An 11,774-nucleotide genomic window follows, 5' to 3' on the forward strand; every position below is an offset into this window, starting at 1 on the left:
ACCTCATCTTTTCTGTTAATTGTAAAATTAGACCTTTAAAAACGAGATATATTAACATTTATAGTTAATAACAATTTTAACATATGTTAATTTAATTGAAGAATGACAAGTATTTTGCAGTGCAAATTGACTAATGATTAATGGAAGAACTAACTCTAACCACACCTGCCTTATTATTTTCTGCAATTTCTTTAATTATGTTGGCTTATACCAACAGATTTTTAGCTTATGCCGCAGTAATAAGAGACTTAAGTGAAAGGTATAGGGAAAAGAGGGAGGATTCTTTAATCAGGCAAATAAAAAATTTAAAGTTACGACTTCAATTAACGCGTTGGATGCAAATTTTTGGGATTGCAAGTTTACTTCTTTGTGTATTAACTATGTTTTTAATTTATATCGATCAGCATATTGTTGCTGTTTGGATATTTGGTGTGGCTTTGATGTTATTAATCTTGTCTTTAGCCTTTCTGATTTGGGAGATACAGATATCGTCTAAAGCCTTAAATCACCACTTAGGAGATATTGAAGAACAATTAAAAAACTAAATTTTAAATTTTTTTGTGACCTATCAAAACTATGCGTGTCTTACTAACAACTAACCATAAGTTAATAGACAAATTTTGACACCAACGGATGTTCATACCCTAACCGATGAAGCACTCGTAGAGGCAATCGTAAAAAACAACAATACGTTGTTGTTTGAGGTGCTATATGATAGATATTCCTCTATGGTGTACAATAAATGTTATGGTTTTGCAAATGGCGTTGATGAAGCCAAAGATCTAACACAAGATGTATTTTTAAGAGTCTTTGTGAAACTGGGAAGTTTCAAAGGAAAATCTAAATTTTCAACATGGTTATATGCATTTACATATAATCATTGTGTAAATTATGTTACCAGAAATACAGCCAAAAAGATCGAGAAAAAATCAGTAAGTTCAGATAGTATTGAAAACATTGGTGAAGATGTAGATTCTACTCGCGAGTTTCAGAATATGCGAGTTGAAAAGTTGAAGAAAGTAATGGAGTTGATTTCACCAGATGAAAAGATGATACTACTACTAAAGTATGAAGACAATTTAACTATTAAAGAATTGTCAGAAGCTTTAGATATTGGAGAAAGCGCAGTTAAAATGCGATTAAAAAGAGCTAAAGAAAAACTAGTACAGAAGTACGATAATTATACGAAGAATGGACAATCCATTTAAGCACATAAATCAACCTTTGAAAAAGGTACCTGCAGAACTTAAAAGTAAAGTTATGCATGATATTGCCATGGCAAAGTTATTTATGGAATTAGCAGAACTGTTTTCGTATAATCTTGGTTATATCATAGACAGTGTAAGCAAAAACAGAAAAGAATAATACTTAATAAACCCTAACAAAAAATCTTATTAGTATGGAAAAAATGACTGAATTTAAAGACGTAATGCTCAAATCATTAACCTCTATGTGGATGGAAATAACTAATGTGTTCCCTAACATAATTGGTGCATTGGTTGTATTTCTTGTTGGATGGATAATTACCAAAATAATAGTAAGAGTTATTAAAAAGGTACTTAAGCTTGCTAAAATTGACAAGTTAGATGATAAGCTCAACGAAATTGAAATTATTGAAGGAAAAGAGCTCAATTTCGATACTGTTAAGATTATTTCAAACTTTGTGAAATGGCTAATGTATATTGTACTGCTGATAACGGCTTCAGATATATTGGGTCTAGAAATAATATCTACTCAAATAAGTGAATTGCTCAGTTATTTACCACAATTATTCGCTGCACTTTTAATATTTATTCTAGGTCTATTATTTGCCAATTTTGTAAAGAATGGCTTAAAGTCCTTATTTGAATCAATGGACTTGTCTGGTGGTAAAATGATAAGCCAGGTTGTTTTCTTTTTGTTGTTAACATTTATCTCAATTACAGCTCTTAATCAAGCTGGTATTGATACAGCTATAATTACAAACAACATTAACATGATTATAGCGGCTTTCCTTTTAGCCTTTGCAATAGCCTTTGGGTTAGGTGCTAAAGAAGTAGTAGGAAAATTGCTTAAGTCGTTCTATGCACGCAAAACTTATGAAGTGGGTCAAAAAATTGAATTCAACAATAAGAAATATAAGGTTGAGGCAATAGAAGGTATTTCAATAAAACTTAAAAATGATGATGGGATATTGATTGTTCCTATCAATGAAATAGTGGAAAATCAAGTGCAACTGCAGGACTAACTATAAGGTTAGGGTTATAGATTTTATATTACATAAAATGCGGTCCTGCAGCACTTGAGATTTAAAAAGCCTCTTCAGTTTTTGAAGGGGTTTTTATTTTCTACGCTTTTTCTTTCTGTTGTAGTTTTTATCGCCTCTAGTTTTTGGCTTTTTATATTTCTTGGACATTTCACGTCTGTACGAACCTCCAAGATTAACCTTTTTGTTCTTTTCCTTTTTCTCATGGAATGCAGGGCCAGGAGCATCTTCATCACGTTGCTTAATTGGGTTGTAATGTTCTTTAATTTGCGGACGTTCTTCTTCGATTAAATCTGTAGAAATTTCAATGGTTTCAGGGAGATTTTCTAATTCTATATCCATCTTCATAAGAGATTGAATAGCTTCACGATGCAAATCCTCTTTTTCAGTGGTCAATAAAATAGAATTACCTTGTTTCTCAGCTCTACCAGTTCTACCAATTCTATGCATGTAGTTCTCTGGGTATTCTGGTGTGTCAAAATTTATGACATGTGTTATGTCATCAATATCTAACCCTCTTGCCATTACATCTGTGGCAATTAGTATACGATGTTCTCCTTCGCTAAATTGCTCAATACTGCGTAATCTGTAGTTTTGTGTTTTGTTAGAGTGGATAACGCAACATTGACCCGGAAATAAATTTTCTAAGGCATCAAATAAGCGATCTGCCATGCGTTTAAAAGCCACAAAGATTAAAACCCTAGAGTATGTTTGGTCATCGTTCAATAAATGCTCGAGTAGGTTGACTTTAGTATAATAATTAGGTACGTTGTAGCTTAATTGCTTTATGTTATCTAGAGGTGTACCAGAAACTGCAATTTGTACTTTTTCAGGATTAATAAAAAAGTTTTTAATCAAATCATCTACATCCTTAGTCATTGTAGCAGAAAACATAATGTTTTGTCTGCGTTCAGGAAGAATATCAAAAATATTCATCAATTGATGTCTAAAGCCAAGGTCCAGCATTACATCAACTTCATCAATTACCAGTTTCTGAATAGATTTTAATTGCAATACTCTGCTGACAGCTAAATCATAAAGTCTTCCAGGTGTAGCAACAATAATATCCAATCCTTCTGCCACAGCTTGTTTCTGGGTGTTGATATTTGTGCCGCCATAAACACCTAATACACGGTTGTTTATATATTTGGAGAGTTTTTCAATTTCATTTACCACCTGAACAACCAGCTCTCGAGTTGGTACTAAAACCAATACCCTTGGATTATCTTGCTTAGAAAATTTAAGATTCCTCAATATTGGTAACATATAGGCAAAAGTTTTACCTGTACCTGTTTGTGCAATACCAACAACATCCTTACCAGATGCTACAACACTGAATGCTTCAGATTGAATTGGAGTAGGATGCTCAAATCCTAAATCATCTAAAGCATTGTATAATGGCGTATTAAGATTTAAATCTCTAAATGTCACACTTGCTATTTTGGCACAAAGCTACTATTAAAATATTTGTTAGTTTAAAGTATAAGTTGCTATTTCTTTAAAAACTGAAGAATTTAAAAAGTATTCTCATTATTTTTACGGTCATTAAATTCTACTATTGAGAACTAAGGTTTTTCATCACGTATCAAATCCTCAACAATTTAAACAAAAACTGCTTTTGTGGAGCCAGCGCTACGACGAAATAGTTTGGTTAGATTCTAATAATTACACAGGTAATTACGACGACTATGATGCGGTTTTAGCTGTTGATGCATTTACAAGTATTAAAACAGATTTTATAAATGCTTTTGGCGATCTAAAAGATTATCAGGCCTCAACAAACGATTGGATATTTGGTTATTTAACTTATGATTTGAAAAATTCTATCGAAGATCTTGAATCTAATAATTTTGATGGATTAGGATTTTCTGACTTGTATTTTTTTCAACCAAAGAAATTGTTTTTGCTTAAAGGTGAAGAGGTGGAAATTCAGTATTTGAAAATGGTTGATGATGAGCTAAAGGAGGATTTAATAAATATTGATGAAATAGAATTCAATGGGCAAACTCATTCGGAGGAACCTATTAAAATAAAACTGAGGATACATAAGGATGAATACTTTGACAAGGTAGGTGAGATGCTGGGTCACATTCAACGAGGCGATATTTATGAAGCAAATTTTTGCCAAGAATTTTATTCTGAGAACTGTAGAATTAACCCTTTAGAAACCTTCAATAAATTAAATAACATTTCAAAGCCACCTTTTGCGACTTTTCTAAAGATTGAAGACAAATATTTAATGTCTGCTACGCCAGAGCGCTATATTAAAAAGGATGGTTGTAAAGTGATATCCCAACCAATTAAAGGTACAGCGAAACGTTCTGAAAACAAAGAAGAAGATCAGCAATTAGCTCTAGAACTTAGCAATGATGAAAAGGAGCGAAGTGAAAATATAATGATTGTTGATTTGGTTCGTAATGATTTGTCTCATACCGCAAAACGAGGAACCGTTAAGGTAGAAGAGCTATGCAAAGTGTATACTTTTATGCAGGTTCATCAAATGATCTCTACTATTTCTTCTGAAGTAGATGAAGATATTTCACCTATTGAAATATTAAAAACAACCTTCCCTATGGGAAGCATGACAGGTGCTCCCAAAATTTCTGCAATGAAAATTATTGAAGAATTAGAAGAAACAAAACGAGGTTTATACTCTGGTTCTGTTGGTTATTTTAAACCAAATGGGGATTTTGACTTCAATGTAATTATAAGAAGCATATTGTATAATGCCACAAGACAATACGTATCATATTCTGTTGGTAGTGCAATTACGGCAAAGAGTAATCCACTAAAAGAGTATGAAGAATGCTTGGTAAAAGCAAAAGCCATGAGGCAAGTGCTAGAGAATTGATCTAAAGCTATTCTAAGTGACTTCTAAAGCTCTTTTTAACCTTATCAAATATTGATTCTACACGATCTGTGGTTATTTGTTTAATTTTCGCAATATCACCAAAATCTAAATTTCCGAAAATGTATAAATCCACGATATTAGAAATATTGATTGGTAACCAACTGTAGAATCTACCAAATACTTTAGGTGATTCGCTAGGTGAGAGATCTTCTAGTTCAAATGCTCTAAGCATAGAGGCTTCTTTATCTTCGTATAGGTATAGGTGATTACTGTGGTCTTGATTATAAGAAATATCACTGAGTTCTGTATTCAAAATTAAATCGAGATCAGCATCAACTGTAAAATCTTCACCTAATCTTGAAAGTTCATCATCAAGTATTGTGTTGGTGCTTATGGTTTTTTTATGATACGCTTCTTTTTTAAACAACTCATTCATATAATTGTCCACTAATTTGAAGAGTTCGAGCTTTACAGCCATACGTTCGGCTTCGATGTTAAATCCATTAGTATAAAGCTCTATAATAGATTCATCTATAATACCATTAGATGAATACATGTTTTTTGGTAAAATGCCTGTAGTTTCAGCAATATAGATTCTGTGCTTAACATAAGGATGTAAATGTGGCACTGCAGACAAGACCTTTTTATCAAAAGTAGTCTGAGCAGATTTTGATGATAATTCTTTAAATGTACTCATGACCTTGATTTTTAATGTTTATTAAAGCTATTACTATTCAATTTTAAATACTATGACAATTGTCATTTTACAGTAGTTTAAAATTGTTAGACCTCCTCAATATTGTATATTTACAACATGCAATTGGCCTTTAATGAATATACGAAAAAGCACTTAGACTTTCTGTTAAAATCTAGGATTATTGTTGCGGTTTCTGGAGGAGTTGATAGTGTGGTATTGGCACATCTTTGTCATCAATTAAACCTTGATATTGCTCTGGCACATTGTAATTTTAACTTAAGGGGTAAAGAAAGTGATGCTGATGAGGATTTCGTAATTGAACTAGCAGACCAATTGAATGTTGAAGTGTTTGTTCAAAATTTTGATACAAATGCCTACGCAGAAAAAAATAAAACCTCCATTCAAATGGCAGCAAGAGAATTGCGTTACGATTGGTTTTATGAGTTGGCAGAGCAATTGAAATTCGATTATATTCTCACCGCACATCATGCTGATGATAACCTAGAGACTTTTCTAATAAATTTTACCAGAGGTACAGGTTTAAAAGGACTAAAGGGTATTCCTGTTGTTAACGGTAATGTTGTAAGACCATTTCTAAGTTTTTCAAGAGATTCAATTGAAGCTTTTGCAAGAGAAAACAAAATCAAATGGAGAGAAGATAGTAGTAATTCATCAAGAAAGTACTTAAGGAATAAATTAAGGCATGAAGTGGTTCCGATTTTAAAGGAAATTAACCCGCAGTTATTAGAAAGTTTTCAAGTTACTCTAGAGAATCTAAATGATACTGCAGATATTGTGGAGGAAAGTTTAAACGCTGTAGCTAAAAGAGCTATTGTAGATATAAATGAAGATTACATAACCTATAAAATTTCTGAGTTTAAGAAAGTAAATAATTCAAAGGCCTATTTATTTGAAATGTTCAAGGATTATGGCTTTACAGAATGGAATGATGTTGTTGGGCTACTAGATGCTGAAACAGGAAAGTACGTATCTTCAAATACCCATAGGTTAACAAAACACAGAGAATTTCTAATTCTTACAGGTGCAGACCAAACCAATAATGATACAAAACTCTTGAGTGTTTCTGAAGTTGATACAACAAGAGAAACACCAATAGGTATTTTGTCATTTGAAGATATCCAATCCAATCAAGATAATACTCAATCAATAATCTGTATTGATAAGTCTAAATTGAGTTTTCCCTTAATTATTAGACCTTGGCGAAAAGGTGATGTTTTTTATCCATTAGGAATGAAGGGAAAGAAAAAGGTGAGTAAATATTTAAAGGATGAAAAATTAACACCATTGCAAAAGCAGAATACTTGGGTGATAGAAACTGAAGATAAAATTGTTTGGGTAATTGGGATGAGGGCAGATGATAGATTCAAAATCACCGATACATCATCCGATTTTTTTAAAATTGAATTACATTGATTCTAAGAGGCAATATAGTAGATATTTTGAATAGGCGAATTTTCAAAGGTGAGATTACTATTGAAAATGGTAAAATATCTAGTGTTGTAGAAAATGATTGCTCAGAAGAGCATTTTATTTTGCCGGGCTTTATCGATGCACATATTCATATAGAGAGTTCTATGCTTATGCCATCTGAGTTTGCCAAGGTGGCCGTAAAACATGGTACCGTTGCTACAGTTTCTGACCCTCACGAAATTGCAAACGTGTTAGGTGTTAAAGGCGTGGAGTTTATGATTGAAAACGGCAAACAAACACCCTTTAAGTTCAATTTTGGAGCACCTTCTTGTGTGCCTGCCACTAGCTTTGAATCTGCAGGTGCAATAATTGATTCTAATGGAATAAAGCAATTATTGGCTAACCCAGATATCAAATATCTGGCAGAAATGATGAACTATCCAGGAGTGTTATTTGGCGATAAAGAAGTTCTTAATAAAATAGAATGGGCAAAACACTTCAATAAGCCAATAGATGGTCATGCACCAGGATTAAGAGGTGAGGACCTAAGCAAGTATATAAGTGTAGGTATAAGTACTGATCACGAATGTTTTACTTATGAAGAAGGCTTAGAGAAACTTCAAAAAGATATGAAAGTTCTCATTAGGCAGGGAAGTGCGGCTAAAAATTTCAATGCACTCGTTAATCTTATAGATGATCATTATGAAAATATGATGTTCTGTAGTGATGACAAACATCCTGATGACTTATTGCTAGGTCATATCAACCAACATTGTGCTAGAGCTGTAGCAAATGGTAAGGATGTATTTAAAGTGCTCCAAATGGCTTGTATTAATCCAATTAAGCATTATAACCTCAATGTTGGTATGTTGAGAGTTGGAGATTATGCTGATTGTGTCATTTTAAAAGACATGCAGGAGTTTAAAACACTTCAAACCTATATTAATGGTGAGTTAGTATACGATAATGGTGTCTCGAATATAAAAGATGTACAATTTGAGAATTTGAATAATTTCAATACTAACGAGAAGAATGTATCAGATTTCAGGATGGAATCAAGTACTGAAAAAATAAGGGTTATTGAATGCCTAGATGGAGAATTGATCACAAATGAAGTTATTGACAGCTCAACAATTATAAATGGCAACTTAGTTTCTAATACCGAAACTGATATTCTAAAAGTTGTTGTAGTAAATCGTTATAAAGATGAAAAACCAGCCATTGGATTTATAAAAAACTTCGGATTAAAAGAAGGAGCTATTGCATCTTCGGTTGGTCATGATTCGCATAATATTATTTGCGTTGGTGTCTCGGACGAATCTATTTGCGAGGCTGTTAATCTCATTATTAAAGAAAAGGGTGGTATATGTGCCATTTCGAATAAGAATAGCAAAGTAATGCCATTACCTGTAGCAGGTATAATTAGCGATAAAGATGCTGGGACTATTGGCAAACAATATCATGAATTAGATATGATGGCCAAGTCAATGGGAAGTAAATTAAATGCACCATACATGAGCTTGTCCTTTATGGCCCTTTTAGTAATACCTTCACTGAAGCTATCTGATAAAGGACTTTTTAATGGTTCTGATTTTACCTTCACATCATTAGAGGTCTCTTAACATTTTCTTGTAATAATTATATATCGTAACAATTATCTTTAGCTATTCAAAAAACCAACCTTGATATGTTTAAAAGAATACTCCCAATTGCTGTACTGGCATTCACTTTAATTAGTTGTAATAAAGTAAAAAAATCAGTTACTGTTGGCAATGTAAAAGTTGAAATAGAAACTAGCTACGCCAGAGAGAACTACACCAAAAAAGAGGTAAAGATACAAATGCGAGATGGCATTAAACTGCACACTACTATCTATGCACCAAAAGACACATCAAAACCTTATCCTATTTTAATGATGAGGACACCATATAGCTGTAGGCCATATGGTGAAGATGTATACAAGACCAATTTAGGACCTAACAAATATCTAATGGAAGAGGGTAACATCATGGTATATCAAGATGTAAGAGGTCGTTGGAATAGTGAGGGTGTTTACGATAATATGAGAGCATATATTCCAAATAAAACAGGAAATCAAACTGATGAAGCTAGCGATACCTATGATACGATTGAATGGCTAATTAATAATGTCGAAAATAATAATGGTAAAGTCGGTACATATGGAATTTCATATCCCGGATTTTATGCGACATACTCCTTATTAGATGCACACCCATCGCTTAAAGCGGTTTCACCACAAGCATGTATTGGAGATTTCTTCTTTGATGATTTTTATCACAATGGCGCATATTTGTTGAGCTATTGGAGAGCAACTTCTGTTTTTGGCTATATGAAAGAAGAACCAACAACTAAATCTTGGTATGAGTTTCCAGATATTGGTACAGAAGACCAGTACCAATTTTTCTTGGACAATATGCCTCTAAGTAAATTAGATAAGTATTACGATGAGGATAATGTATTTATGGAGCAATTAAAGACCCATGTAACTTACGATGAGTTTTGGCAGAGTAGAGGTATCATTCAGCATTTAAAAGACATTAAACCAGCTACAATGATTGTAGGCGGTCAGTTTGATGCCGAAGATTTATACGGACCTTATAATACTTATGTGAGTATTGAAAAAAACAGTGATAATTATAATACTGTGGTTTTCGGACCATGGAGTCATGGCGATTGGGCAAGAACAAAAGAACGTCAGGTCATTGGTAATATTCACTTCGGTGATAATATATCGGATTACTTCCAAAAAAATATCGAAACTAAGTTCTTTAACCATTTCTTAAAAGGTGATGCTAATGGTCAAACAGGTTTAGCTGAGGCGCATATGTTTGATACTGGCAATAAAGAATGGGTGAGTTTTGATTCTTGGCCACCAGCAAATGCCGAAAAGGAAAACTATTTTATGCAACCTGGTGAACGATTAACGCAGCAGGCAACAAGAAATATTAAAACTTCTGACTTTATTAGCGATCCAAAAAAACCAGTACCATATTCTGAAGATGTAAAAGTGGTTTTTACGCCGCGTAAGTTTATGACAGATGATCAACGATTTGCATCAAGACGACCAGACGTGCTAACCTTTGAAACCGAGGTTTTAGAAGCTGATATGACCCTTGCTGGAGATATATTGACAAAACTTAATGTTTCTACTACCGGAACCGCAGCGGATTGGATTGTTAAGGTAATCGATGTTTTCCCTGCTGATACCGAAAACACAGAAGATGTACAAGATCACTTAAAGCTCAGCAACTACCATATGTTGGTGAGAAGCGAAACGTTACGTGGTCGTTTTAGAAACAGTATGACTAATCCAGAACCATTCGTTCCAAATCAAAAGACTGCTGTTAATTTAGAATTGCAAGATGTGTTTCACACCTTTAAAAAAGGTCATAAAATTCAGGTACAGGTTCAAAGCACATTCTTTCCATATATTGATGCTAATCCTCAAACCTATGTAGATAATATTTTTGAAGCGAAGGAAGAAGATTTCAAAGCACAAACACATAAGGTATACAACGATTCTTCAATAGAATTCACAGTATTAAAATAAGAAAAATAGAATGCCTGTTTTAGAGTCAGAATACAAACCACCATTTTGGGCAAAGAAAAGCTTTGTCTCTACTGTTTTTTCAGGTTTGGCGAGACAGGTAAAGGGTTTAGAGCAAAACAGGGAACGCCTAGAGCTTGAAGATGGTGACTTCATTGATTTAGATTGGAGTTATGCAAACAAACCGTCAAATAGGGTAATAATCGTATTGCATGGCCTTGAAGGTAATGCGCAACGACCGTATGTTACAGGTCCAGCAAAACTATTTAATGATAACGGTGTTGATGCTTGTGCTGTAAATTTCCGCGGTTGCAGTGGCGAGACAAATAGATTGTTTAGAAGTTACCATTCTGGTGCGACTGAAGATCTAGAAGCTGTAATTAGTCATATTTTAGAAAAGGATATTTATAAAGAGGTCTATATAAAGGGGATAAGTCTAGGTGCTAATATGGCACTGAAATATGCTGGAGAACGAGATGAAGTTCCAAAAGAATTAAAAGCAATTATAGCGGTTTCTGCGCCTTGTAGTTTAAAAGGGTCTTGTGATGAATTACTTAGTTTAAAGAATAAACATTACGCGATTAGGTTTTTAGATCACTTAAAGAAAAAGCTAAAGCCAAAACTAAGTCAATTCCCTGAAAAATTGACTACTAAAGATTTTAATTCAATTAAAAGTTTAATAGATTTTGATCATATTTACACATCTAAAGCGCATGGTTTTTTAGATGCCTACGATTATTATGATAAAGCAAGTAGCCTTCAATTTTTACCAAATATTAAAGTACCTTCATTAATTATTAATGCACTAAATGACTCTTTTCTTTCGGCTGCCTGTTATCCTGTAAAGGAATCCAAGAATAATCCAAATGTATATTTAGAAATGCCCAAGTATGGAGGCCATGTTGGGTTTATTGATAAGAACAATATTTACTACAACGAGAATAGAGCATTGGAGTTTGTAAATCAACTATAATTTGTAGAT

The 11,774-nt window shown here is 33.2% G+C and carries 11 protein-coding genes; 9 read left to right on the forward strand and 2 right to left on the reverse strand.

Annotated elements, in window-relative coordinates:
• The first annotated feature begins 140 nt into the window (after positions 1-140).
• The 4 genes from LBV24_RS06370 to LBV24_RS06385 all read left to right on the forward strand — a co-directional run bounded on the left by LBV24_RS06370 (position 141) and on the right by LBV24_RS06385 (position 2,227).
• The gene (locus LBV24_RS06370) at positions 141-545 is read left to right on the forward strand and encodes a DUF2721 domain-containing protein (RefSeq protein WP_224477764.1); all 405 of its coding nucleotides are present in this window, start codon (positions 141-143) and stop codon (positions 543-545) included.
• Between the two features lie 75 nt (positions 546-620).
• The gene (locus LBV24_RS06375) at positions 621-1,208 is read left to right on the forward strand and encodes an RNA polymerase sigma factor (protein WP_224477765.1); all 588 of its coding nucleotides are present in this window, start codon (positions 621-623) and stop codon (positions 1,206-1,208) included.
• Positions 1,192-1,365, forward strand: a complete 174-nt coding sequence (locus LBV24_RS06380; RefSeq protein ID WP_224477766.1) for a hypothetical protein — start codon at positions 1,192-1,194, stop codon at positions 1,363-1,365. The genes LBV24_RS06375 and LBV24_RS06380 overlap by 17 nt, the downstream gene beginning before the upstream one ends.
• Positions 1,366-1,399: 34 nt before the next feature.
• A complete protein-coding gene (locus LBV24_RS06385; protein WP_224477767.1) occupies positions 1,400-2,227 on the forward strand; it encodes a mechanosensitive ion channel family protein in 828 nt (275 codons plus the stop codon).
• Between the two features lie 93 nt (positions 2,228-2,320).
• Here LBV24_RS06385 and LBV24_RS06390 read toward each other — a convergent pair whose 3' ends face one another.
• Complete coding sequence (locus LBV24_RS06390) at positions 2,321-3,676, reverse strand: DEAD/DEAH box helicase (RefSeq protein ID WP_224477768.1); 1,356 nt, start codon at positions 3,674-3,676, stop codon at positions 2,321-2,323.
• Positions 3,677-3,803: 127 nt separating this feature from the next.
• Here LBV24_RS06390 and LBV24_RS06395 point away from each other — a divergent pair, with 127 nt between their 5' ends.
• A complete protein-coding gene (locus tag LBV24_RS06395) occupies positions 3,804-5,096 on the forward strand; it encodes an anthranilate synthase component I family protein (protein WP_224477769.1) in 1,293 nt (430 codons plus the stop codon).
• A gap of 7 nt (positions 5,097-5,103) precedes the next feature.
• On the opposite strand, the gene LBV24_RS06400 is transcribed toward LBV24_RS06395, so the two are convergent.
• Positions 5,104-5,793, reverse strand: coding sequence for a hypothetical protein (locus LBV24_RS06400; RefSeq protein WP_224477770.1), 690 nt, complete (start codon positions 5,791-5,793; stop codon positions 5,104-5,106).
• A 102-nt stretch (positions 5,794-5,895) separates the two neighbouring features.
• On the opposite strand from LBV24_RS06400, the gene tilS reads away from it, so the two are divergent.
• The 4 genes from tilS (at position 5,896) to LBV24_RS06420 (ending at position 11,765) form a co-directional block, all read left to right on the forward strand.
• Entirely contained in the window at positions 5,896-7,227 is a 1,332-nt protein-coding gene (tilS, locus tag LBV24_RS06405; RefSeq protein WP_317196174.1) for a tRNA lysidine(34) synthetase TilS, read from the forward strand.
• Entirely contained in the window at positions 7,224-8,846 is a 1,623-nt protein-coding gene (gene ade, locus LBV24_RS06410; RefSeq protein ID WP_224477771.1) for an adenine deaminase, read from the forward strand. The genes tilS and ade overlap by 4 nt, the downstream gene beginning before the upstream one ends.
• A 65-nt stretch (positions 8,847-8,911) precedes the next feature.
• On the forward strand, positions 8,912-10,795 hold the full coding sequence (locus LBV24_RS06415; protein ID WP_224477772.1) for a CocE/NonD family hydrolase: 1,884 nt from the start codon (positions 8,912-8,914) through the stop codon (positions 10,793-10,795).
• Positions 10,796-10,805: 10 nt separating this feature from the next.
• Positions 10,806-11,765 carry a YheT family hydrolase gene (locus LBV24_RS06420; protein WP_224477773.1) on the forward strand — a complete coding sequence of 320 codons (960 nt, stop codon included), beginning with the start codon at positions 10,806-10,808 and terminating at the stop codon, positions 11,763-11,765.
• The last annotated feature ends 9 nt before the right edge of the window (positions 11,766-11,774 follow it).

It is taken from the genome of Winogradskyella vincentii (assembly GCF_020166345.1).
Taxonomy (GTDB): domain Bacteria; phylum Bacteroidota; class Bacteroidia; order Flavobacteriales; family Flavobacteriaceae; genus Winogradskyella; species Winogradskyella vincentii.

Bases quoted from the DNA above. Each gene is read 5' to 3' on its own strand.
- LBV24_RS06370 (WP_224477764.1), top strand. From the start codon at position 141: ATGGAAGAACTAACTCTAACCACACCTGCCTTATTATTTTCTGCAATT.
- LBV24_RS06380 (WP_224477766.1), top strand. From the start codon at position 1,192: ATGGACAATCCATTTAAGCACATAAATCAACCTTTGAAAAAGGTACCT.
- LBV24_RS06385 (WP_224477767.1), top strand. From the start codon at position 1,400: ATGGAAAAAATGACTGAATTTAAAGACGTAATGCTCAAATCATTAACC.
- LBV24_RS06400 (WP_224477770.1), bottom strand. From the start codon at position 5,793: ATGAGTACATTTAAAGAATTATCATCAAAATCTGCTCAGACTACTTTT.
- LBV24_RS06415 (WP_224477772.1), top strand. From the start codon at position 8,912: ATGTTTAAAAGAATACTCCCAATTGCTGTACTGGCATTCACTTTAATT.
- LBV24_RS06420 (WP_224477773.1), top strand. From the start codon at position 10,806: ATGCCTGTTTTAGAGTCAGAATACAAACCACCATTTTGGGCAAAGAAA.